22 protein-coding genes are annotated in these 21,401 nt (G+C 62.4%); 8 read left to right on the top strand and 14 right to left on the bottom strand.

Annotation, left to right across the window (positions count from 1 at the left end):
* Nucleotides 1-164: 164 nt before the first annotated feature.
* The 3 genes from NVS32_RS07810 to glf form a co-directional block, all read right to left on the bottom strand.
* A complete protein-coding gene (locus NVS32_RS07810) occupies nucleotides 165-1,190 on the bottom strand; it encodes an aliphatic amidase (RefSeq protein ID WP_258499310.1) in 1,026 nt (341 codons plus the stop codon).
* Nucleotides 1,191-1,792: 602 nt separating this feature from the next.
* The gene (locus NVS32_RS07805; RefSeq protein ID WP_258499309.1) at nucleotides 1,793-2,827 is read right to left on the bottom strand and encodes a glycosyltransferase family 2 protein; all 1,035 of its coding nucleotides are present in this window, start codon (nucleotides 2,825-2,827) and stop codon (nucleotides 1,793-1,795) included.
* A gap of 113 nt (nucleotides 2,828-2,940) precedes the next feature.
* On the bottom strand, nucleotides 2,941-4,143 hold the full coding sequence (glf, locus tag NVS32_RS07800) for a UDP-galactopyranose mutase (RefSeq protein WP_258499308.1): 1,203 nt from the start codon (nucleotides 4,141-4,143) through the stop codon (nucleotides 2,941-2,943).
* A gap of 184 nt (nucleotides 4,144-4,327) precedes the next feature.
* Here glf and pta point away from each other — a divergent pair, with 184 nt between their 5' ends.
* The gene (gene pta / locus NVS32_RS07795; protein WP_258499307.1) at nucleotides 4,328-5,371 is read left to right on the top strand and encodes a phosphate acetyltransferase; all 1,044 of its coding nucleotides are present in this window, start codon (nucleotides 4,328-4,330) and stop codon (nucleotides 5,369-5,371) included.
* A gap of 159 nt (nucleotides 5,372-5,530) precedes the next feature.
* Here the strand turns inward: pta and pckA are convergent, their stop codons facing one another.
* Nucleotides 5,531-7,132: a phosphoenolpyruvate carboxykinase (ATP) gene (gene pckA / locus NVS32_RS07790; protein ID WP_258499306.1), complete on the bottom strand. Its 1,602-nt coding sequence runs from the start codon at nucleotides 7,130-7,132 to the stop codon at nucleotides 5,531-5,533.
* 345 nt (nucleotides 7,133-7,477) lie between these two features.
* On the opposite strand from pckA, the gene NVS32_RS07785 reads away from it, so the two are divergent.
* Nucleotides 7,478-8,362 (top strand): aldose 1-epimerase family protein, encoded by an 885-nt coding sequence (locus NVS32_RS07785; RefSeq protein WP_032111856.1) that lies wholly within the window; start codon nucleotides 7,478-7,480, stop codon nucleotides 8,360-8,362.
* Between the two features lie 102 nt (nucleotides 8,363-8,464).
* Here the strand turns inward: NVS32_RS07785 and NVS32_RS07780 are convergent, their stop codons facing one another.
* From NVS32_RS07780 to rnd, 7 genes are all read right to left on the bottom strand, one after another.
* Complete coding sequence (locus tag NVS32_RS07780) at nucleotides 8,465-9,646, bottom strand: acetate/propionate family kinase (RefSeq protein WP_258499305.1); 1,182 nt, start codon at nucleotides 9,644-9,646, stop codon at nucleotides 8,465-8,467.
* Between the two features lie 127 nt (nucleotides 9,647-9,773).
* Nucleotides 9,774-10,193, bottom strand: coding sequence for a C-GCAxxG-C-C family protein (locus tag NVS32_RS07775; RefSeq protein WP_032111858.1), 420 nt, complete (start codon nucleotides 10,191-10,193; stop codon nucleotides 9,774-9,776).
* 1 nt (nucleotide 10,194) lies between these two features.
* Nucleotides 10,195-10,542 (bottom strand): histidine triad nucleotide-binding protein, encoded by a 348-nt coding sequence (locus NVS32_RS07770; protein ID WP_032111859.1) that lies wholly within the window; start codon nucleotides 10,540-10,542, stop codon nucleotides 10,195-10,197.
* Between the two features lie 116 nt (nucleotides 10,543-10,658).
* Entirely contained in the window at nucleotides 10,659-10,940 is a 282-nt protein-coding gene (gene xseB, locus NVS32_RS07765) for an exodeoxyribonuclease VII small subunit (RefSeq protein WP_032111860.1), read from the bottom strand.
* Nucleotides 10,941-11,001: 61 nt separating this feature from the next.
* The gene (gene xseA / locus NVS32_RS07760) at nucleotides 11,002-12,360 is read right to left on the bottom strand and encodes an exodeoxyribonuclease VII large subunit (RefSeq protein WP_118110243.1); all 1,359 of its coding nucleotides are present in this window, start codon (nucleotides 12,358-12,360) and stop codon (nucleotides 11,002-11,004) included.
* A gap of 3 nt (nucleotides 12,361-12,363) precedes the next feature.
* Nucleotides 12,364-13,059 (bottom strand): zinc metallopeptidase, encoded by a 696-nt coding sequence (locus tag NVS32_RS07755; protein ID WP_032111862.1) that lies wholly within the window; start codon nucleotides 13,057-13,059, stop codon nucleotides 12,364-12,366.
* Between the two features lie 136 nt (nucleotides 13,060-13,195).
* A complete protein-coding gene (gene rnd / locus NVS32_RS07750; RefSeq protein WP_117651321.1) occupies nucleotides 13,196-14,326 on the bottom strand; it encodes a ribonuclease D in 1,131 nt (376 codons plus the stop codon).
* Between the two features lie 132 nt (nucleotides 14,327-14,458).
* Between rnd and NVS32_RS07745 the strand changes: the two genes are divergently transcribed.
* The gene (locus NVS32_RS07745) at nucleotides 14,459-15,433 is read left to right on the top strand and encodes a diacylglycerol/lipid kinase family protein (RefSeq protein WP_117651322.1); all 975 of its coding nucleotides are present in this window, start codon (nucleotides 14,459-14,461) and stop codon (nucleotides 15,431-15,433) included.
* A gap of 37 nt (nucleotides 15,434-15,470) precedes the next feature.
* On the opposite strand, the gene NVS32_RS07740 is transcribed toward NVS32_RS07745, so the two are convergent.
* The 3 genes from NVS32_RS07740 to NVS32_RS07730 form a co-directional block, all read right to left on the bottom strand.
* Nucleotides 15,471-16,115: a DUF4867 family protein gene (locus tag NVS32_RS07740; RefSeq protein ID WP_258499304.1), complete on the bottom strand. Its 645-nt coding sequence runs from the start codon at nucleotides 16,113-16,115 to the stop codon at nucleotides 15,471-15,473.
* A gap of 108 nt (nucleotides 16,116-16,223) precedes the next feature.
* On the bottom strand, nucleotides 16,224-17,294 hold the full coding sequence (locus tag NVS32_RS07735) for a Gfo/Idh/MocA family protein (RefSeq protein WP_117651323.1): 1,071 nt from the start codon (nucleotides 17,292-17,294) through the stop codon (nucleotides 16,224-16,226).
* Between the two features lie 101 nt (nucleotides 17,295-17,395).
* A complete protein-coding gene (locus NVS32_RS07730; protein WP_158553436.1) occupies nucleotides 17,396-18,022 on the bottom strand; it encodes a TetR/AcrR family transcriptional regulator in 627 nt (208 codons plus the stop codon).
* 115 nt (nucleotides 18,023-18,137) lie between these two features.
* Between NVS32_RS07730 and NVS32_RS07725 the strand changes: the two genes are divergently transcribed.
* The 5 genes from NVS32_RS07725 to thyA are packed head-to-tail and all read left to right on the top strand — an operon-like array spanning nucleotide 18,138 to nucleotide 21,331.
* A complete protein-coding gene (locus tag NVS32_RS07725) occupies nucleotides 18,138-18,638 on the top strand; it encodes an HD domain-containing protein (RefSeq protein WP_258499303.1) in 501 nt (166 codons plus the stop codon).
* Nucleotides 18,632-19,231 carry a putative ABC transporter permease gene (locus NVS32_RS07720; RefSeq protein WP_258499302.1) on the top strand — a complete coding sequence of 200 codons (600 nt, stop codon included), beginning with the start codon at nucleotides 18,632-18,634 and terminating at the stop codon, nucleotides 19,229-19,231. The genes NVS32_RS07725 and NVS32_RS07720 overlap by 7 nt, the downstream gene beginning before the upstream one ends.
* 49 nt (nucleotides 19,232-19,280) lie before the next feature.
* A complete protein-coding gene (locus NVS32_RS07715) occupies nucleotides 19,281-20,003 on the top strand; it encodes an acyl-[acyl-carrier-protein] thioesterase (RefSeq protein ID WP_258499301.1) in 723 nt (240 codons plus the stop codon).
* On the top strand, nucleotides 20,000-20,440 hold the full coding sequence (locus NVS32_RS07710) for a (deoxy)nucleoside triphosphate pyrophosphohydrolase (protein WP_258499300.1): 441 nt from the start codon (nucleotides 20,000-20,002) through the stop codon (nucleotides 20,438-20,440). The genes NVS32_RS07715 and NVS32_RS07710 overlap by 4 nt, the downstream gene beginning before the upstream one ends.
* 42 nt (nucleotides 20,441-20,482) lie before the next feature.
* Entirely contained in the window at nucleotides 20,483-21,331 is an 849-nt protein-coding gene (gene thyA / locus NVS32_RS07705; RefSeq protein ID WP_258499299.1) for a thymidylate synthase, read from the top strand.
* The last annotated feature ends 70 nt before the right edge of the window (nucleotides 21,332-21,401 follow it).

Below are 21,401 nucleotides of genomic sequence, written 5' to 3'. Positions count from 1 at the left end.
CACCGTGAGCATCCTGTCCGTTCCCTGCCATCGGGGCGATGCACCAAAGCTCGAGGAATAGCTTGCAGAGATTCTGCCAGCAACGAAGGTCTAGAGCAAAGAGCGGGGCTGCCCAACTGGACAGCCCCGCTCACCATTATTGTCCTCTGCGCTATTCCTCTGCGCTATTCCTCGTGGGGAATGCCGGGAATCGGTGCCCACTTGACGCCCGGAAGCGTCCTGGTCATGCCCTCGACCTCTTTCTGGGTGCCTTCGGGGTCTTCGACCCACTTGCGGTAGAACTCAAACTGACACTTTGGCTCGCCGAAGCGCTCTTCGCCCGAATTGATTGTGCCCGTATAGCCGCGGTGCAAGAGCTTGTAGAGATGGTTCTGGGACTGCCAGTTGGCACGGGCATCGCGAATGGCAGACACCGAGAGCTGCGCATACTGGTAACTGTAGTCCTCTGCGCCAGTCATGCCGAGGATATTTCCGTCAAATCCGCAGATCGAGCTGTGACCGAAGTAGGAATAGACCCCATCGAAGCCCGATGCATTGGCAACCGCCGCATAGACATTGTTGCACCATGCCATGACGGAAACGACGTTGACCTCTTCCTGATTCGCCGGATACATGTAGCCCTGGCAGCGAATGACGAGCTCGGCCCCGCGCATCGCGCAGTCGCGCCAAATCTCGGGATAGTTGCCGTCATCGCAGATGATGAGGGAAATCTTGAGGCCCTTGGGGCCCTCGCTCACATAGGTCGAATCTCCCGGATACCAGCCCTCGATTGGCGTCCAGGGAATCATCTTGCGGTACTTCTGGACAATCTCTCCCTTGTCGTTGACCAGAATCAGGGTGTTGTAGGGAACTTTCTTCGGATGCTCTTCGTGGCGCTCTCCTGTCAGGGAGAAGACACCCCAGACATGGTTCTCGATGCAAGCCTTCTTGAAGATTGCGACCTCAGGACCATCAACTGTAGTCGCATTCGCCATCATCTCGTCAAAATCGTACATGATGCCATGTGTCGAGTACTCAGGAAAGACCACGAGGTCGAGTCCGGGAAGTCCGGTCTTGAGCCCCTTGATATAGGAAGCGATGTGCTCGCAGTTCTCGAGGATGCCTGCCTGGTCGTGAAGACGCGGCATCTTCCAGTTCACAACCGCAACGCCTACACAGTCCGCGCTTGAAGAGATGTCACCGTGGTTCATTGCATGCCCCTTTCACATCAGCTTCCAGCTCTTCCCTCAACTGGCTGTGCCCCATTTTCGGAAGGTACAGTTATGGACAGGAGACACGGTCGTTGAGTCATGGTTGCGTCTTCTCTTCTGGCAGGTTACAGGAGGCATTGCGACGCGGCAGCGCTGAATCTGCCCATTGCGGACTAGCTGCCCGGCTCTTTTGAAGTTCGGCGGCCAATTGTCATCTATATGCGATGGCCAGAAAACAGGAGCCACCAGCCTGCGCTCTGGTCCACAGCCTCAGTGCCGACCCGTATAGTCACCCAAAAGCCGTCAAGGTAAGCACGGCCTAAGGCGAGGCCTCAGAGCCCATAGTCAGGTCGTTCTCGCCCCTCGCAGAGAAGAGCTCCATTTCTTAAAAGCAATCCGCATTTGCCCTGTTGGCGTGCAGTCGTATTAAGAAATGGAGCTGGTCTCCGAAAAGGAAGGACCCCGAGCCAAGACCCGAAGCCAGACACGCCAAGGGGAGACGCATGCACCGACGACCGGCTTGCTTGGCGAGTTTTCGCGAAGCGCAACTCGCGGAGCAAGCCGGTCGCCGGTGCTTCAGGTACGTCTCCCCTTGCGCGTCCCTAGTTGAATTTCACGTGCTTCTGCGCCACGCGATAGCCCCAGAGCGTGATGTCCTTGCCCACAAGGCCCGGCAGGTTGGTCGCGATTCCCACAACACCATGGCGTGCGCGGCGGTACATCTTGGGGTCATAGGCTTTGAGGTCACTCCAGAGCTTCTGCAGCTGCTCCTCGGCATCAGGCCTGTCGGACTTCTTCGAGAAGACCGAGCAGATGGCCATGATGATCGTGAAGTAGCTCATCATGTACTCGCGGAGCTTGCGCGGCTGCACGTCGTCGTAGAGGTGATAGGCCTCCCACATCACGCGGGCAACGCGCCAGTAGTGGTCAACGCGGCTCGTGAGCACGGCGTCGTTCACGGACTGGTCCTCGCGCCCAATGAAGTAGCGATAGAGGTCCACGTCCAGGTAGTAGAGGTTATGGCACTTGGGGAACGGCACGTAGGCGTAGATGTTGTCCACATAGAACGTGTGAGCCGGCATCTGGAGGTTGGCCGCGCGCAGCGTCTTGGTGCGGTACGTGAGCGCATGCATGAGCAGGTACTGCGTCTTCTTGAAGTGACCAATGTCGCTCCAGGTAAAGACGCGGCCCACCGGCAGCACGTGACGGTAGTCGACCACGTTCTGGGTGCCGTCCTCGACGTGCTCGTACACGTAATTGGTGATCACAAGCTCGACGCTGTCGCCAAGCTCGACAAAGCGGCGGAGCGTGGTGAGAAAGCGCTGGAGAGCCTCCGCGTCAAACCAGTCGTCCGAGTCGATGTTCTTGAAGTATGCGCCCTGGGCAGCACCCACAGCCGCCATCACGGCCTTACCGTGGCCACCATTCTCCTGATGGACCGCACGGATGATGTTGGGATAGCGCTCGGCCCACTCGTCGGCCTTCTCGGGCGTGTCATCCTTGGTAGAGCCGTCATCCACAATCACGATCTCGACGTCCTCGGCGTAGCCGGATCCCTCGAGGATGGAAGTGATGCACTTGTCCATGTAGGCCGCCGCGTTGTAGCACGGGATGCCAAAGGTGATGGTCTTCTCCATGTGTTTCTGCCGTTCTGGGTCGTCGATACGTTACTGGCATGCGGACGAGAGAGGAGCGCTCCCCGCGCGGTAATAATGAGGGCGGGGAACCTCGTTCTCCCCGCCCCAGCGTACTAGTTGTGTGCCTGGATAAGCTCGTCAGAGAGGTTGAGCGCCGAGGCAACCACGCCGTCCATGTCGTAGTAGCGGTACTCGGCAAGGCGTCCCACGCAGTGGAAGTTGAGAATGCCGGCAACGCGCTCGCGATAACGACGGTAAAGCTTGAGGTTCTCGTCCTCCAGGATGGCGTAGTACGGCGTCTGCCCGCTCTCGGGCACATACGCCTTTGAGTACTCACGCATGATGGTGGTGCGGCCGGGAGCCACCTGACCGGTCATGTTCTTGAACTCCGTAATACGCGTGAAGTCCTCGGACGTGGTGTAGTTGACGGTACCCACGGGCTGGAACTGGTCCACGGGCAGAGTCTCAAACTGCATGTCCAGCGTTCGGTACGGAAGCGCGCCCAAATCAAGCCCAAAGAGCTCGTCGAGAGGACCGGAGTAGACGATCTCTCCACCATAGGGGCGCCCGCACACGAGCACGTTTGAGGTGCCAACCTTGAGGATGTCGCGAACGTCGACACCAAGGAAGACGGAGACGAGGTCGTGGTTGAGCATGTTCTCGAAGAGCTTGGTGTAGCCCTCGGCAGGCATGCCCTGATACTTGGCCGTGGGGAAGTAACGGTCATCGTCACCCACAAAGACGGGAACACGGCCGGTGATGGAGGGATCGATCTGGTCGGGCGTCTTGCCCCACTGCTTCATGGTGTAGTGGAGGAAGACATTCTCGTAGACGTAGTCGGCAACCTCGGAGAGCTCGGGGTCGTTCTTCTCGCGCAGCTCCATGATGGGAACCTTCTTGTTCTCGCCAAAGGTCGCCACGAGCTTCTGGTAGAGCGCCTCTCCCCTCTCGTCACCAAAGGCAAGCTTGAGCGAGGTGTGGTTGAAGGGAACCGGCATGAGCGTACCGTGGATGTTGGCGAGGACCTTGTGCTGGTAGCCCGTCCACTCCGTGAAGCGCGAGAGGTACTGGTTCACGCGGCCATTCATGGTGTGGTAGATGTGCGGACCGTACTTGTGCACAAGAATGCCCGCATCATCCACGTAGTCGTAGGCATTGCCGCCAATGTGGTCGCGTCGCTCGATGACGGCGACCTTCATGCCGCACGCCTCGGCAAGGCGACGGGCGCAGACCGCACCCGCGTAGCCCGCGCCCACGATGATGGCGTCATATACATCTGGGTTGAAGCCAGCTGGCAGTCCGTTTGCGATTCCCATGAAAGTCCTTCCCAAGCGCCCCGTGGGGCCCCGAAACCTCAAACCGCGAAGCGCGGCCAAAAATAATCGAAAGTGTGCGCGGGGCGCAACGCATCTCGATCTGGCTGTTGATTCTAACACTCGCTCCTATAATGGATAGTGACCCTTGCGACCGACGGGGCACGGTCTCACAATCTACAGGCCAATGCCCGCGAACGGCTCGTGCAGGGGGCGTAAGCGGCACACCACAAGACAAGAGGGAGCAGCATCGATGAGTGAGTTTCTTGACCGCATGAAGACCGCCGCCAAGGCAGACAGGAAGAAGATTGTCCTTCCCGAGGGCGAAGATCCGCGCACCATTGCGGCCGCGCGCCAGATTGTGGACGAGGGCATCGCGGACCTTGTCATCCTTAGCGACCCCGCCAAGATTGACGTCCCCGGCGTCACCGTGATCGACCCGCGCACTTCCGAGAAGCACGACGAGTACGCTGCCGCCTTCGCTGAGCTGCGCAAGAAGAAGGGCGTCACGCTGCCCGAGGCCATGGAGCAGATGAACGACGCCACCTACTTTGGCACCATGATGGTCAAGATGGGCGACGCCGACGGCCTGGTCTCCGGTGCATGCCACTCCACCGCCAACACGCTGCGTCCCGCCCTCCAGATCCTGAAGACCGCCCCCGGCACCAAGCTTGTCTCGGCGTTCTTCATCATGTGCACCGACAAGGCCGAGTTTGGCGAGAACGGCACCCTGCTCTTCGCTGACTGTGGCTTGAACATCAACCCCACGGCCGACGAGCTCTCCGAGATTGCCATCGCCTCCGCGGGCTCCTGGAAGAAGTACATGAGCTCCGAGCCCAAGGTTGCCATGCTCTCCTTCTCCACCATGGGCTCCGCCAAGGGCGACGTGCCCACCAAGGTCCAAGAGGCAACCGCGCTGGCTCACGAGAAGGCGCCCGAGCTTGCCGTCGACGGCGACCTGCAGCTTGATGCCGCCCTGGTCCCGAGCGTAGCCGAGCTCAAGGCACCCGGCTCCACCGTTGCCGGTCACGCAAACGTACTCGTGTTCCCCGACCTCGAGGCCGGAAACATTGGCTACAAGCTGGTCCAGCGCTTCGCCGGTGCCGAGGCTTACGGCCCTGTTCTCCAGGGTATCGCGAAGCCCGTCAACGACCTGTCCCGCGGCTGCTCCGCCGAGGACATCGTCGGTGTCGTGGCCATCACCGCCGTTCAGGCACAGATGGCCGAGTAGGGCTGCTCGACCCTCTCAGCATGTACGCGCTCAAGCGCACGCGCCCTCCGGAAAGCACGATGGCTCCGGAGGGCGCGCTATTGAGCAAGCGCTGTCAGAAAGCGGCCTTGGGGCGACATGGGCAGCATGTCGCCGCCAGGCCGCACGCAGCGAGAATCTCTACTTCCCCAGCGGGTGCGGGCCGGCAGCGCGCACCTCGGGGGTCATCGACTGCAGGCGCTTCTCGGCGTTCTCGACGAACATCTGTGCGAGCTTCTCGGCCGTGGCGTCGTAGGCGTCCTTGTCTGCCCAGGTGCTGCGCGGGTTAAGCAGCTCGTCGGGCACGCCGGAGCAGCTCGTGGGCACGTCGAGGTTGAAGCGCTCGTCGTGCACGAACTCGGAGTCGTCGATGATGCCGGACTGCGCGGCCTCGACCATCTTGCGCGTGTACTTGAGCTTGATGCGGCTGCCGGTGCCGTAGGAGCCGCCGGACCAGCCGGTGTTGATGAGGTAGACACGCGTGCCGTTGTGCTCGATCTTCTCGCCGAGCATCTTTGCGTAGACCATGGGGTCAAGCGGCATGAACGGCTCGCCAAAGAGCGAGGAGAACGTGGGCGTGGGCTCCTTGATGCCGCGCTCGGTGCCGGCAACCTTGGAGGTGAAGCCGGTCATGAAGTGGTACATGGCGGCATTCTCGTCCAGCTTTGAGATGGGGGGAAGCACGCCAAAGGCGTCCGCGGTGAGGAAGATCACCACGTCGGGCGTACGCTTTGCGCGGCCCTTGACCACGGCGTTGTCGATGAACTCAACAGGGTAGGCAACGCGGCCGTTCTCGGTGAGCGAGTCGTCGTCGTAGTCTGCCACGCGGCTGTTGGGGTCGAGCACAACGTTCTCGCAAAGCGAGCCAAAGCGAATGGCGTGCCAGATCTGGGGCTCGGTCTCCTCGGAGATGCGGATGGTCTTGGCGTAGCAGCCGCCCTCGATGTTGAAGACAGAGTCCTTTGCCCAGCCGTGCTCGTCGTCGCCAATGAGCAGACGTCCCTCGGCGGCAGAAAGCGTGGTCTTGCCGGTGCCCGAGAGGCCAAAGAAGACCGTGGTGCCGTGCGACTGCGGGTTCATGTTGCAGGAGCAGTGCATGGTGAGCACGTTCTCCTCAACGGGGAGCAGGTAGTTCATGACCGAGAAGATGGACTTCTTGATCTCGCCGGAGTACTGCGTGCCGGCGATGAGAACAACACGCTCCTTGAAGTTGATGATGACCGCGGCCTCGGAATGGGTGTGGTGCACCGCCGGGTCGAGCTTGAGGCCCGGGCACGCCATGACCACGAAGTCCGCGCGGCCGTAGTTGGCAAGCTCCTCCTCGGTGGGGCGCACGAGCATCTGGTGCGCAAAGAGCGCCTGGCTGGCAAGCTCGGTCAGGACCAGGATCTTGCGAGAGTAGCGCCTGTCGGCACCCGCGATGCCGTGGACCATGAAGATGCGACGCTCGGAGAGGTACGAGATGACCTCATCGTGAACGAGCTGGTAGTCCTCCTCGGAGAAGGGCACGTTCACGTTGCCCCAGGCAATCTTGTCATGGACGTCGGGGGTGTCCACGATGAAGCGGTCCTTTGGCGAGCGGCCCGTGTACTTGCCCGTGGTGACCGCAAGTGCGCCCGTGCTGGTGAGAATGCCCTCCCCGCGCGAGACGGCCTTCTCGATCAGCCGAGCGGGCGACGGGTCTATTGCCGTCCTGTCATCGGTGTGGTGAATACCATACTGCTCAAGTTCCTCAACTACCATGCAGACCTCCTAGGTGCAGCTTACGTGCGCCGAACAAAGACAAGCATGCGAGCGATGGCGCGAAGCGGATGCGCTCACCGTGGGATTGACAGACGCCCAGAAAGCAAATCCGGGTGCCGCGCCCCGACGATTGATTCTACCCGTACCTTTGGTGGAGCGACTATTTGTTAACAATCGCGGCACCTTGACCAATCTTTGATGAACTTCCGCCCCTTCAGGCCGGATATGTCGAAATGATCCCGTCAGGAGGTGGACGCTGTCCGATTTTGGGAATAGACAAAGCGGGCACCAAAGGTGCTCATGCCAGGCACCCGCCTGGGTCGCATGCGACGTTTGGGGGAAGAGATGCCGACCATCACCACAATACGCAAAGGCGCGCTCGAGGCGTCGATAGACTCACAGGGCGCCCAGCTCATGAGCCTCAAGCTCGATGGCAACGAGTACCTCTGGCAGGGCGACGAACGCTTCTGGCCGAGAAGGGCTCCCATCCTCTTCCCCATCGTGGGTTGCCTGCGCAACAACTTCGCCAAGAGCGCTGCCGGTGAGGTTCACCTTGGCCGCCACGGCCTGGCAAGGAACTACGATCACCGAATCGTCGAGAAGACCGAAAACTCCGTGACCTTCGAACTTGAGAGCACGCCAGAGACCCTGCACGCCTACCCTTATGCCTTCCGTCTCAACATGACCTACGCGGTCGACGGCGAGCGCATGCTTCAGCGCTTCACCGTCACCAACACCGGCGACGAGATCATGCCCTTCACGCTTGGTGGCCACCCCGCGTTCAACGTTCCCGCACCAGACACTGACGGCGAGTCCTTCGGCGACTACGAACTGCGCTTCACGCGCCCCTGGACGGCCGTCTCCCCCAGCATCGACACAAACGGCCTCTGCGACTTTGACCAGACCAACACGCTCCTCGAGGATGCGGACGCACTGCCCCTCTCGCACGAGCTCTTCGACAAGTACCTCACGCTCACGTTCCAGGACGTTCCCGGGCGCACCGTCACGCTCTTGGGCACCAAGAGCGGCCACGGCGTAGAACTTGACTTCGACGACTTCCCCTACCTTGGCGTGTGGTCGGCGCCCGACGCGCCCTTTGTTGCCATCGAGCCCTGGCGCGGCATTGCCACCTGTCATGACGAGTCGGACATCTTCGAGGAGAAGCGTGGCATGGAGTCGCTCGACCTGGGCGAGAAGGTATCCTACGAGTTCTCGGTGTCCCCGTTCTAAAAGCGCGCCGTTCTGAGCGCAACCGTCCCCCGCACCCCAAGAAGGCCGCCCCGGAAGCGAGTCCGGGGCGGCCTTCTCGTTGATCGACTGCTTTGAACAGCGCTACTTGGAGAGCAGCTCCTCGACGTCGAGGGCAATCATGTACTCCTCGTTGGTGGGGACGACGAGCACCTTCACCTTGGAGTCCGGCGTGGAGATGACACGCGGGTCGTCGGAGCGGACCTCGTTTGCCTTCTCGTCGATCTTGACGCCCAGCCACTCGAGCTCCTTTGCCACGCCCAGGCGCATCTCGGCGGAGTTCTCGCCAATGCCCGCGGAGAAGGCCATGGTGTCAAAGCCGTGCATGGACTGCGCCATCTCGGCGATGAGCTGGGAGGTGCGGTAGTAGAACATGTCAAGCGCCATCTGGCAGTTCTTGTCGCCCTTCTCGGCACCCGCCTCGATATCGCGGGAGTCAGAGGAGACGCCGGAGAGCGCGAGCAGACCGGACTGCTTGTTCATCATGGTGTCGACCTCGTCAATGGTGTAGCCGCCCTCGCGCACCAGGTAGCAGACGGTGGCTGGGTCGATGGTGCCGCAGCGAGTGCCCATGATGAGACCGTCGAGCGGCGTGAGGCCCATGGTGGTGTCCATGTCGTGACCGTCCTGGATTGCGGCAAGCGAGGCACCAGAGCCAAGATGGCAGGAGACCAGCTTGTGCACGTCACCGTTGAGGAACTGGTTGGTGGTGCGCCAGATGTAGCGGTGAGAGGTGCCGTGAGCACCGTACTTGCGGATGTGCAGCTTGTCCACGACGTCACGCGGCAGGGCGTAGCGCCAGGCCTTCTCGGGGATGTTGTAGTGGAACGAGGTGTCGGCCACGATCACGTTGCCGATGGAGGGGAACATGTCGCGGCAGATCTCGATAACGTCAGCCTCGGCGTAGTTGTGCAGCGGCGCGAGCGGCGCGACCTCGCGGACCCAACCCAGGGTCTCGTCGGTGACGACCTTCGACTCGGGGAAGTACCAGCCACCCTGAACGACGCGGTGACCAATGCCCTCAATCTTGGCGGTATCGAAGCCGCCCTCGTCGAGGATCTGGAAGACGTACTTCACAGCCGTCTTGTGGTCGGGCAGGGCCACCTCGAGCTTCTGCTTCTCGCCGCCACGCTCCTCGTGGCCAACGAATGAGCCGTCGATGCCGATGCGCTCGCAGTTGCCCTTGGCGTAGACCTCGCGGGTCTTGGTGTCGAGCAACTGGTACTTAAGAGACGAGCTGCCGGCGTTGATGACAAGAACGTTCATGAATCTCCTCTCGAAGGGTGCGATGCCCCAAATGCACACGCAACAAGGGCCATGATAGCGCCGCGCGGGCCCGTTGCCACCCAGATGGCCGCGAACCCGCGCGGAAGGCGCAGAAAACCCTGTGAGGCTAGGAGTCCCTGCCCGAGAAGAGCGTCTTCTCGACAAGGTCGCAGGCAATCTCGATGCAGCGCGGGCAGGGGGTGAGAACCACGCCCGTCTCGCGGCCCTTGAGGTCATGGCACGCCGTGGCGCCGGCCTCGCTCGCAAACTGGGACACCATCTGGCGGGAGAGCGCGTAGGTGGAACCCTTGCTCGTGGGGTGCGCAAGGTCGCCCGTGCTGTTGACAAGTCCTGCCAGCATGCAGGCGCCCGAAAGTGCCCCGCAGGTGCCCTCCATGCCGCCCATGCCAAGGCCCAGGCCCTCGCACGCTTTGAAGAGCGTCACCTCGTCCACATCCACAAGGTCCCCGTACGTGCAGGCCACGGCCTGGGCGCAGTTGTAGCCCCGTGCATGGCGCTCGGCTGCGGATTGGCTTCTGGACTCCACGCTACTTCCCCTCGCCGGCGTTGGGATCGAGCTTGCGGCCACCAAGCACGTGGACGTGCAGGTGGTGCACGGACTGGCCGCCGTCGTCACCGGTATTGGTGATGCAACGGAATCCAGTCTTGTCGATGCCCGTCTGCTCGGTGACCACCTTCACGGCGTGCGCAATGGCAGCAAGTGTCTCGGCGGGAACGTTGTCGGTGATGTTCTCATAGTGCTTCTTGGGGACAACGAGCACGTGGGTGGGCGTCAGCGGGTTGATATCCGGGAAGGCGACCACGAGGTCATCCTCATACAGAAAGTTGGTAGGAATCTCTCCGTTGGCAATCTTGCAGAAGAGGCAGTCTGACATTTCTTACTCCCTTTCTTGTCTCATGTGTGCGGGATTTTCTTGCCGGGCAACGGAATCCCACTTCCGGGCAACGGAATCCCACTAGGGGCGAGTTGTCCCGCCCCCTCACCTTGAGTCTACTCGTCAAGGTAGGCCGTGGAGGGCGCAGCCGTGGTATCGGTGACGGGCGCATCCTCGTCGGTTGCGTCGAGAAGCACGCGGACCTTCTGCTCCGCGTTGGCAAGGCGCTCGCGCAGGCTCTTCAGGAGCTCCACGCCCCTGGTGTAGCGCTCGAGCGACTCCTCAAGCTCGAGGTCTCCGGCCTCAAGCGAGCGTACGATCTGCTCGAGCTCGACGGAAGCCTCCTTGAAGCTGAGGTCCTCGACCTTCCTCGTGTCCTTGGTGGCGTCTTCTGCCATCTTTGTCTCCCTTCCTCGCGAGCAAGCCGCGTGTTTGTACTGCAGTTGGTATCAAGGCACCCTATGAGGCTGCCTTGCCCGTGCTGGTGACCGTTGCCCCAAGTTCTCCTTCGTCGAGAAGGACTGAGATGCTGTCGCCCACCTCTACCTGGGACGCGTTTGAAAGTATGTGTCCCTCGGCGTCGCGTGCCAGGGCGTATCCGCGGCCCAGCACCTTGAGTGGCGAGAGCGCGTCGAGCGAGGCAGCGTAGCGTGCCACAGAGGTCTGGTACGGGCGTAGGAGCCCCCTTCCCGCAACCGAGAGCCTCTGAGCGTCTCCGTCAACGCGCTCTCGCGACCGTGCGAGCGACTTGGGAATTGCCCCGTGGAGACGCTCCTCCGTAAGGTCGAGCGTGCGGGCGCGGTCCTCCAGCGTTGCCATGGGGTCCGTGAGGCAGCGACGGGACGCCAGCGAGTCCACAAAGACCGTGAGCCGAGAAAGGCGCGCCTCCATCGAGCGCACGGCCCTCTCGCCAAGCGCGTCAACCTCCCGGGCATCCGCCTGCAGCGTGGCGGCCATGGCATTGCCCAGGCGAACGCCTCGCTGGTTGATGAGGGTCTCGATCTCATTCATGGCGGGGGCAACGGACTCCGCCGCAGCCGTGGGCGTCGAGCAGCGCCTGTCCGATACCATGTCGCAGATGGAGGTATCCGGCTCGTGGCCAATGCCCGTGATCACGGGCGCGGGACAGGCGGCAACGGCGCGTGCAAGCTCCTCGTCGTTGAAGCACATGAGGTCCTCGAAGGACCCGCCGCCGCGCACCAGCAGGATTGCGTCCGGTTGCGAGGCCGCGGCAACCCCCAGCGCGCGAATGATGGTTGCCGGGGCATGCTTGCCCTGCACGGCGCAGCCAACAGCGTCTATCTGCACGAGCGGGTTCCTTCTCCGCAGCGTGCGTTTGACGTCCTCGATCACACTGCCAGAAAGCGAGGTGACCACGCAGACGCGCGTGCAGAATGCGGGGATGCGCCTCTTGCGCGCAGGGTCCATGAGGCCCTCGCGCTCGAGCTTGCGCGCAAGCTCGGCAACCTGCTGGCGGAGAAGCCCCTCCCCCGCCACCGTGATGTGCTTGGCGACAAACGAGAGCTTGCCCGTGTTCTGGTAGACGTCGAAGGCGCCTGTCATCTGGATCTGGAGGCCGTCACGCAACTGCGTGCCAGAGGTCTCGACAAAGTCACGGTAGACACCGCGCCAGGCTATGGTCGACATAGCCGCCGTGGCATCCTTGACCTCGAAGTAGCAGTGCCCGGAGCGGGCGTTAGGCCCACGGAAACCGCTCACCTCGCCCATGACCAAGAGGGCGGGAATCTGCGCCACCTGCCCCTTGGCCACCTGCACCGCCTCGGTCACCGAGAGCGGCTCCTCCTTGGTGCCGGCCATGGGCTAGTCCCTCCTGTCCGTGCGGCCCATGAGGTAGAGCAGCTGCACCACCGAGACAAGAGCCGCAGCGACGTAGGTGAGCGCAGCCGCCGTGAGCACTTCCTTGGCTCCCTGACGGTCTATGCCCTGGCCATGCGTCTCGAGGAACTGGACTGCGCGCCTGGAGGCGTTGATCTCTACGGGAAGCGTGACCAGCTGGAAGATTACGGAGAAGGCAAAGAGCGCAATGGCAATGCGAACGAGGCCCACGGCGTTCATGAAGACGCCAGCGAGAAAGACGAGCATCCACACGTTTTGCGAGAAGTTGACCACCGGCACAAGGGCCGTGCGCACTCGCATGGGGGCGTAGTCCTTGGCGTGCTGCACCGCGTGACCCGCCTCGTGGCAGGCAACGGCGACGGAGGCAACAGAGCCCCCACGCATGTTTTCCTCGGAGAGGTGCAGGTTGTTGTCGCGCGGGTCGTAGTAGTCCGTGAGGTGACCGGGAACCGATGTGATGCCCACGCTTGAGGCGCCGCCCTCATTGAGCATCTGGCGCGCGACGTCCGCACCGGTGCCGTCAAACGATGCGTCGACCTTGGACCAGCGCTCGTACTTGCGCCTGATATAGGACTGGGTGATAAGTCCCAGGAAGAGGGAAAGGATCACGATGCCGTAGTAGGCAAAGTCAATCCCGTATCCATACGTGTAATAGCCCATGTGAGAAGCTCCAATCGTTGGGGGCCGTGGGGCATATGTACCCAAGGCCGTCCGGCACCAACGATGATACAGAAGCCCCCGCGACACAAATAGCACGGCCGCGAGAAGGGTGTGGCGTCAGGGGCCCCTCGTCGCTTTAGATAATCTCTATCCGACCGTCGCGCACCGTAAGTCCAACGGAACCCTCGAGGAGGCTCTCAAGCTGCTTGCCAGCAAGCTCGTGGCGCCAACCGGTCGCAAGGCGCGACTTCGAGCGGTCCTGGGCGAACTCGACCAGGTCGTCCCTGGTGGCTATGAGCTGCGTGGCAATGCCGGACTTCTCGGACACGATTCTCACCAGCGCAACCATGAGGTCCACCACGCTCTCTACCTCGGCGGAGGGATGAGCGTGGCGCTCCTGCTGCGGGCAGGCGGAGCCGGGGACCTCCTCCCCTGCGCGGACGGCGTCGAGAAGGTCGTGCACGTCCCTCTCGCTAAGCTGGTCGGTACCGCGGATCTTGCGCAGGCGGTCGCGGTTGCGCGGCGCCCGCTTGCAGACCTCGACCACCACCTCGTCCGAGAGGACCCACTTGCGGGGCACGTCGTGACTCGCCGCCGTCTGCTCGCGCCATGCGCAGACCTCGCGCGCAATGGCGAGCTGCCGGCGCGTGAGGGAGCTCGAGCGCTTGAGCCTGAGGTAGGCCTCGCGAGGGTCCCTGTGCATGTGGGATGGGTCGGTCGCCTCGGCCATCTCGGGCTGGACCCAGGCAAGGCGGTCCCTCTCGACGAGCTGCTCCACCATGCGGTCATAGATTCCGGGAAGATAGCGTACGTCATCCTCGGCATAGGTCAGCTGCTCTGGGTCGAGCGGGCGGCGCGACCAATCCGTGAGGGATTCTGCCTTGGGTAGCCTCACGCCTGCGTAGGCCTCAACCAGCGAAGCGTAGCTCACCTGCTGGCGCATGCCCAGAAACGCGGCAGCGACCTGCGTGTCGAAAACCGAAGCGCAGGTCACGCCCATGCCGTCGAGAATGACCTCAAGGTCCTGTCCGCAGGCGTGGAAGACCTTAGTGACCCGCTCGTCAGCGAAGATGCGTGCCAGGGGCGAGAGGTCCTCGATCAGTATGGGGTCGATGGCACCGATCTCTTTGGGAGTACCAACCTGCACGAGGCAGAGCTTGGGATAGTACGTCCTCTCGCGGAGGAACTCCGTGTCCACGGCAATGACGGGTTCGTTGCCAATTCGCTCGCAGAAGGCACTCAGTTCATCGCTTGTGGATATATACACTCGACTCTCCCAGCTCAAAGGTGTTACCCAAAGGTTCCGGCATTGGGCTACCATGTGTATGTGGCCCGGCGGGGGCCGGCGCCCGAAACATGATACATGCTATCCCTTGTTGGGGGACCGGGGAGGACTATCGTGCGCAGCGTCATCATCCACAACCCCATGTCAGGTTTTGGCTCGGATGCCATATTCGAGTTCGAGCGTGCCCTCGTCCACGCTGGCGACGAGTGCACGTTCCGCGCGCTCGCGCCGGACTTCGTTGCCGAGGATGCTGTGGCAGACGCCGAAGACTTTGATGTCTGCGTGCTCTCCGGTGGCGATGGCTCCGTGACGGGGCTGCTCTACGCACTGCGCAACCGCAACGTGCCCGTCTGCGTGTTTCCCTCGGGCACGGCGAACCTGCTCTTCGCAAACATTGGCAACGCACCCGAGCCTGCGGCCCTTGCCCGCGCATGCCGCGTGGGACACACCGCCTCCCTCGACCTCGGAGAGATCTCCTGGGAAGACGAGCAGGGCGCCCGGCACGTGAAGGGCTTTGGGCTTATGTCCGGCACGGGCTTTGACGCCCAGCTCATGGAGGCAGCACTCCCCAAGAAGGCCGCCATGGGACAGGCGGCGTACTTCGCGGCGGCGTTTGCCAACCCTCGTCCCACGGTCGAGGAGTTCACCATCATCGTGGACGGCCAGGAGTACCACCGCCGCGGCATCTCCTGCATGGTTGCAGACAACGCAATGATCCAGGGTGACATTCAGATTGTGCCCGACTGCCGTATGGACGACGGGCTTCTCGACGTCATCGTCATAGAGACGCAGGACGCTGCCCAGGTGCTGCGCCCCCTCTTCTTTGGCATTGTCGACAAGACGGGCAAGTCAATCGGGCGTCCGCGTCTCGAGGCGTTCCGTGGCCGCCAGATCACGGTGCGCACCGAGGAGCCCGTGCCGCTTGAGGTCGATGGCGACGTGGTGAGCTCGGGAGTCACCGAGTACCATGCCAAGGTGCTGCCCGGCGCATGCAGCATTGTGGTCGACAGTATGAGCTCGTACCAGCTAAGCTCAGACGCTCCCGCCCGCTTTGCGGACGCGGACGAGATCGCATTTCCCAAGGAGTAGCGGGGCGCCACAAGGGCGCCCGCCGTCTTTGCCGAGGCTATTCGGAGAGTTTCAGGCAGTAGTTCTCGCCCGTAAGCGCCACCTTGGCGCCCGCCGAGGCATCGGGGCTCTGGGGATGAGCAAGCACGTACTTGCTACAGCCAAAGAGGAGTCCCACGTCACCGCACGTAACCGAGAGCTCGGGCTTCTCAGTGTTGACGCATCGCGGCAGGATCACTGCAATCTTGTAGCCTGCCCCCGCGATGTCAATGGGCGCGTAATGCAGTGTAGTGGCATAAATCTCGACCATCGTCCGCGCGGGCACGCGAAACGCGACCACGTTCGAGGTGTCATAGACACCGTCGCGGATGTCCCACTGGAGGCCAAAGAGCATGACGCAGTCGGTGGAGACGGGCATGTTGAACTCGCTTGTGCGATGGTACTCAAGGGAGTTGAGATAGGTGTTGCGACCAGCGACAGCACCCACCTGCACCTCAAGGCCGCCCACCAGGGTGCGGGCAAGCTCCCCCACACCCGGAGCCTGGTGAATAGCCTCGATCTCGGGCGTGTAGGTAAGCCCCTCGGGCATCTCGACGTTCTTCTCGACAGCTTCTACCAGGGAGTTGACAATGTCCTCTGGGATGTCGTCCCACACCGCACCATACTCGCGAAACTTGGGGTCCCTGCATGAGAGAATCTCCATGCTCTCCTCCATACATACCAGCCGACGTGACCATGCCACATCCTAGGTCTGGCACGATGGGATACGGCCAAGAGTCCGGTGTGTGGTGCCGGATGGCGGAAGGACGGCCTAGGCCTCGTCATCTGCGGGAAAGCGGACGCCCGCCTGCGCGCGCACCTTGTCCATCACCTCAAGCGAGGCCAGCGTGACGTCTGCCCACATGCCCGCGTGCTCGATCGCCACGGCATCGCCGTTGACCGCCTCGCAGAAATCGGCCAGCTCGCAGACCATGTCGTTCTCGGGATTCTCGACCGCAACCGTGCGCTCGTTGCCACCCACGGTCCCCCAGGTCATGCCGCGGTCCACGTGCTCGACCACACGGAAGTCATGCGGCTTGGTGATGTCCTGGTAGATGAGGGTTGCCTTCTCGCCTTCCAGCTGGCAGGGCGCAAGGTCATCCGAGACTTTGCCAAACGAGAGCGTCACGGCCTTGTCTCCATATCCAAGGAGAATGGCACCGGCAAGGTCAACCGTCCGGTACGGCGAACCCGCAGGCTCCCCGGGTACCTGCGTAGTGACCAGCGAGGCGCTCACGGTGGAGGGACGCTCGAAGAGCGCCATGGCGGGCTCGACGCAGTAGATACCAATGTCCATCAGGCTACCCCCGGCAAGGCGCGGGTCAAACACGTTGAGGCGCTCCCCCGCCCTCAGGCGCGATATGCGCGACGTGACCTTCGCAAAGCCCATCTGGGCGAGACGGACCTCGCCAAGCTGCGGCAGCGTCTCCACGACAGCGCGAAATCCCGGAGTGTGAATCGAACGCATGGCCTCCATGGCGACAACGCCCTGCTCGGCAGCGGCATCGAACACGCGCTTGGCCTCGCGGGCGTTGGAGGCGAAGGCCTTCTCGACAAGCACGTGCTTTCCGGCGTGCACGCACGCGAGCGCCTGCGAGGCATGTACGGCATTGGGAGAGCTGATGTAGACGGCATCGACCTCGGGGCTGGAGCACAGATCGTCGAGGGAGTCAAAGGCGAGCGTGCCTCCGTGCTCGCTCGAAAAGGCACGGGCGCGGCCGAGGTCCCTCGAGTAGGCGCCCGCGTAGGTGGCTCCCTCATATCCTGCGAGCGCATCGAGGAAGCGCCGGGCTATCCCGCTCGTTCCTATGGTTGCGATGCGAACCTTGTGCCCCTGGGTCATGGTATGCCTCCTTCACCTGCCATTGCTCGCCGCGGTCGCCCCGTCAGATTCAGCGCGACACGCATCATTCTAGAGCAGAGACGCGGGCTTTGTACGAGGGGCTAGGCACGGTTGGCGTCTCCGGTTGGGGTTGCGGCCAATGAGCACCCCGCGCCAATACACGAGCGAACCGACCGTATGACTGCCTGCGAGAGCTCGTCCTCGCTCATGACGCGCTCGCCAAAGAGCCAGCTTGCCAGAAGTGACACAATGCCTCCCGCGGCAAAGTCGACAGCGCATGATACCCCGGAGGAGAGCGATGCCGAGAGTTGCGAGGACACGGCGGACAGGCTGCCCAGGTGCCCCGAGAGATCTTGTCTGAGACGCTCGGAGAGAAGCGTGCGCGCAGGCGTGCGGGCGAGCGCGCCAAACGCAGAGGCTCCGTCGGCAGAAAGCGCCTTGAGCTGTGAGAGGACCTTCGAGAGGCCGGGGGGCGTGCTCACGTCACCAGCCTCGACAATGCCGGATACCTCGCTCACCGCGTCGTTCTCGATCTCCTGCAGAACGGCACGCACGCTTGGGTAATGGGCGTAGAACGTCTTCTTGTTGATGAGGGCGCGCTCGGCGACGTCCTTTGCGGTGATGTCCTGCGTGGGCTTCTCGGAGAGCAGCGAGACCACGGCCGCGCGAATGGCAGCCTGCGAGCGCTTGACGCGAAGGTCGATGTGCCCCGTGGACTGAACGCCCATTTCAGTCACCCCCTCGAGAACGACGTGACGCGTCACGTGCATTACTGATAACTCTGATAGTATACTTATTTCTAATTTTGGAAATAAGTCGATTCTCCGGATTAGGAAGACAACCGTGAATTCTACCCCAGAAGAGATTCGCCGTCGTTACGAGGAGCTTGCAGCTCCCACGCTTGCCGCACCACGCATGGCACTCATGGCCGGCTACGTGCAGCATGGCCAGACAACCACGCTCGAGCACGTTGCCGCCGTGGCCTACCTCAGCCTGGCGCTGGTGAGGACGCTTGGCATCCGGTGCGACGAGCGCGCGTTGGTACGCGGGGCGCTTCTTCATGACTACTACCTCTACGACTGGCATGACCACAACGCCGCCCCAGACGCCTGGCATGGCTTCACCCACCCCCGCCATGCGCTGAGAAACGCCGAGGCAGACTTTCCCGACCTTACCCCGCTCGAGCGAGACATCATCGCCCACCACATGTTCCCGCTCGTGCCCTCTCCCCCACGTCACGTGGAAGCCCTTGTGGTCTCGCTTGTCGACAAGGCCTGCTCGACTGTCGAGGTCTTCGCGCGACGCCCCTGGGCTACCACATCTGAGGGAGGCACCGCATGCTAGAGCGCATTGTGGCGGTAATTGCCGCGCTCTCCACCATGAACGCGCCAGACCTCACGCCATGGGGCATCTCGATTCTCATGCTCTCGATGACAACGATATCCGTGGGAGGGTGGGTCTGGGAGACCGTGTACTGCTCGATTGTGGAGAGGCGCCCCGTGCGGCGCGGCTTTCTCTTTGGACCCGCATGCCCCATCTACGGCACCGGGGCAGTTGCCGTCTACGTGCTTCTCGGGCACTTGGAGAGCCCGCTTGCCGTGTTTGCGGCGGGCTCCGTCCTTGCAACAGCCATTGAGTACGCCACCGGGCGCGCGCTTGAGAAGCGCTTTGGGAGACGCTGGTGGGACTACACGGGCTGGCCGCTCAACTACCGTGGGCTTGTCTGCCCCATAGCATCGGCGGTCTTCGGGGTCTTCTCGGTACTGGTGGTCTTTGCCATCGAGCCACAGCTCATTGCCTTCTTCTCCTCATGGGGAGAGGCGGCGTGCGAGGCGGCCGCCACCGCGTGCGCGCTGACCTTTGCCGCAGACACGGCGCTTTCCGTTGTGGCGCAAGACAAGGGTGCCGGCAGGTGGAGAATCACGCTGCGTCGCTAGCCCGGAATGCTGTAAGGTGAGGAGGTTTACCTACCTTACCGGAGGCAGCATGTACTCATTTGACAGCAGGGTACGCTACAGCGAGTGCGACGAGAACGGCGTTCTCGCCCTTGTCCCCATGATGAACTACCTGCAGGACTGCTCCACCTTTCAGTGCGAGGAGGTGGGCAGGGGGCTCAAGCAGCTCCGCGATGACCACCTTGGCTGGTTTGTGACCTCCTGGCTCATCCAAATCGACTCGCTCCCCAAGTTCTGCGACACCATCACGACAAGCACCTGGTGCTACGCCATGAAGCGCCTCCAGGCGGAGCGCTGCTTCGAGATTCGCGGGGCAGACGGCGCCACGCACGTGCGCGCGGATTCCCAGTGGTACATGTACGACTTCTCGCAGGAGCGAGTCATCAGCATCCCGCAGAGCGAATCGGTCTTCCTGCAGGGAGACGAGCGTCCGGCGGACCTGCCGCAGATCTCGCGCCACCTAAAGCCCCAGGGAGAGGGCACGCCAACCTCCCCCATCGTGATAACCGAGCAGCACCTGGACACCAACCGTCACGTGAACAATGCGGAGTACGTGCGCTTTGCCCTTCTCGCCGCCGGTGAGCTGGGCCAAGCCATCGACCTTGCGCGCCTTGAGGTGCAGTACCGCACCATGGCGCTTCTCGGCGACACCCTGAGCCCCGTGGTCTATGGTGGCGGCAACGACATCACCGTGAGCATCAACGGCGAGGATGGCCAGGCCCGTGCCATCGTGAGGATGGAGGGCCGCGCATGACGGGAGAGAGCGAGGTTACGCTTCCCACGGTGCACGTGGCGGCTGCGATCATCCAGTGTGACGGGCTCATCCTGGCGGCGCGGCGGGCGCACGGCATGGACGGCTGGGAGTTTCCCGGCGGCAAGGTTGAGGCAGGCGAGACGAGCGAGGAGGCGTGCCGCCGCGAGGTCATGGAGGAGCTTGGCTGCAAGCTCCAGGTGATGTGGCTTCTCGACACGCTGACCTATGACTACCCCGAGTTCCACCTGGTCATGGACTGCTTTGTGTGCACGCTGGCGCCACAGGCAGAGCCCGCCGCAAAGCCCGGAGAGCACAAGGAGCTGCGGTGGCTTGGGCGCGAGGGGCTACTCGACGTGGACTGGCTTCCGGCAGACAACGGACTCATCCAGACGCTAGGGACTGCCTGGGACCAGATAATAGAGTCGGAGCCCCTGTAGAGAAGACGAGTCCACGCGCCGCCCCATACGGGAGGGAGACCCATGAGCAAGGCAGACAACATCTTTGTCGACATGTGCACCGACATCCTCGAGCACGGCACTACCACCGAGGGCCAGAAGGTTCGCCCCCACTGGGAGGATGGCACGCCGGCCTACACCATCAAGCGCTTTGGCGTGTGCAACCGCTATGACCTCCGCGAGGAGTTCCCGGCCATAACGCTTCGCCGCACTGCCCTCAAGAGCTGCATGGACGAGGTCCTCTGGATTTATCAGCGCAAGTCGAACAACGTCCACGACCTCCACAGCCACATCTGGGACGAGTGGGCAGACGAGACTGGCTCCATTGGCAAGGCGTATGGCTACCAGGTGGGCAAGGTCTCGCACTACGCCGACGGCGACTACGACCAGATGGACCGCGTCCTCAAGGACCTGCGCGAGAACCCCTACTCCCGCCGCATCATGACCAACCTCTACACCTTCTCGGACCTCTCCGAGATGCACCTGTATCCCTGCGCCTACAACGCCATCTACAACGTGACACAGGAGCCTGGCGAGAGTCGACCCACGCTCAACATGCTCCTCGTCCAGCGCAGCCAAGACGTACTTGCGGCAAACAACTGGAACGTGTGCCAGTACGCCATCCTTCTCATGATGGTGGCGCAGGTCTCGAACATGAATGCGGGCGAGCTTGTGCACATGATCGCCGACGCCCACATCTACGACCGCCACGTGCCCATTATCCGCGAGCTGATCTCTCGCCCGCGCCACGCGGCGCCCAAGGTAAGCCTCAACCCCGAGGTCACAGACTTCTACCAGTTCACGACCGATGACCTCATCGTCGAAGACTACGAGTGTGGTCCGCAGGTCAAGAACATCCCCATCGCCATCTAGCCCCTGCCCCCCTCTAACCGCTCGCTACCCCACCCTCCTCGTTCTTTATCGGTTTTTGAGAATCGGACTT

The sequence above is a fragment of the Tractidigestivibacter montrealensis genome, from assembly GCF_024741235.1.
Lineage (GTDB): Bacteria > Actinomycetota > Coriobacteriia > Coriobacteriales > Atopobiaceae > Tractidigestivibacter > Tractidigestivibacter montrealensis.
This window is presented reverse-complemented; position numbering and strand designations above follow the sequence as displayed.

Excerpts from the sequence above, each read along its gene's own strand:
- NVS32_RS07740 (WP_258499304.1), bottom strand. The coding sequence starts at position 16,115 with ATGGAGATTCTCTCATGCAGGGACCCCAAGTTTCGCGAGTATGGTGCG.
- glf (WP_258499308.1), bottom strand. The coding sequence starts at position 4,143 with ATGGGAATCGCAAACGGACTGCCAGCTGGCTTCAACCCAGATGTATAT.
- xseB (WP_032111860.1), bottom strand. The coding sequence starts at position 10,940 with ATGGCAGAAGACGCCACCAAGGACACGAGGAAGGTCGAGGACCTCAGC.
- pta (WP_258499307.1), top strand. The coding sequence starts at position 4,328 with ATGCCCGCGAACGGCTCGTGCAGGGGGCGTAAGCGGCACACCACAAGA.
- NVS32_RS07780 (WP_258499305.1), bottom strand. The coding sequence starts at position 9,646 with ATGAACGTTCTTGTCATCAACGCCGGCAGCTCGTCTCTTAAGTACCAG.
- NVS32_RS07810 (WP_258499310.1), bottom strand. The coding sequence starts at position 1,190 with ATGAACCACGGTGACATCTCTTCAAGCGCGGACTGTGTAGGCGTTGCG.
- NVS32_RS07715 (WP_258499301.1), top strand. The coding sequence starts at position 19,281 with ATGTACTCATTTGACAGCAGGGTACGCTACAGCGAGTGCGACGAGAAC.
- NVS32_RS07805 (WP_258499309.1), bottom strand. The coding sequence starts at position 2,827 with ATGGAGAAGACCATCACCTTTGGCATCCCGTGCTACAACGCGGCGGCC.
- NVS32_RS07735 (WP_117651323.1), bottom strand. The coding sequence starts at position 17,294 with ATGACCCAGGGGCACAAGGTTCGCATCGCAACCATAGGAACGAGCGGG.
- NVS32_RS07710 (WP_258499300.1), top strand. The coding sequence starts at position 20,000 with ATGACGGGAGAGAGCGAGGTTACGCTTCCCACGGTGCACGTGGCGGCT.
- NVS32_RS07755 (WP_032111862.1), bottom strand. The coding sequence starts at position 13,059 with ATGGGCTATTACACGTATGGATACGGGATTGACTTTGCCTACTACGGC.
- xseA (WP_118110243.1), bottom strand. The coding sequence starts at position 12,360 with ATGGCCGGCACCAAGGAGGAGCCGCTCTCGGTGACCGAGGCGGTGCAG.
- NVS32_RS07785 (WP_032111856.1), top strand. The coding sequence starts at position 7,478 with ATGCCGACCATCACCACAATACGCAAAGGCGCGCTCGAGGCGTCGATA.
- thyA (WP_258499299.1), top strand. The coding sequence starts at position 20,483 with ATGAGCAAGGCAGACAACATCTTTGTCGACATGTGCACCGACATCCTC.
- pckA (WP_258499306.1), bottom strand. The coding sequence starts at position 7,132 with ATGGTAGTTGAGGAACTTGAGCAGTATGGTATTCACCACACCGATGAC.
- NVS32_RS07720 (WP_258499302.1), top strand. The coding sequence starts at position 18,632 with ATGCTAGAGCGCATTGTGGCGGTAATTGCCGCGCTCTCCACCATGAAC.
- NVS32_RS07730 (WP_158553436.1), bottom strand. The coding sequence starts at position 18,022 with ATGGGCGTTCAGTCCACGGGGCACATCGACCTTCGCGTCAAGCGCTCG.
- NVS32_RS07770 (WP_032111859.1), bottom strand. The coding sequence starts at position 10,542 with ATGTCAGACTGCCTCTTCTGCAAGATTGCCAACGGAGAGATTCCTACC.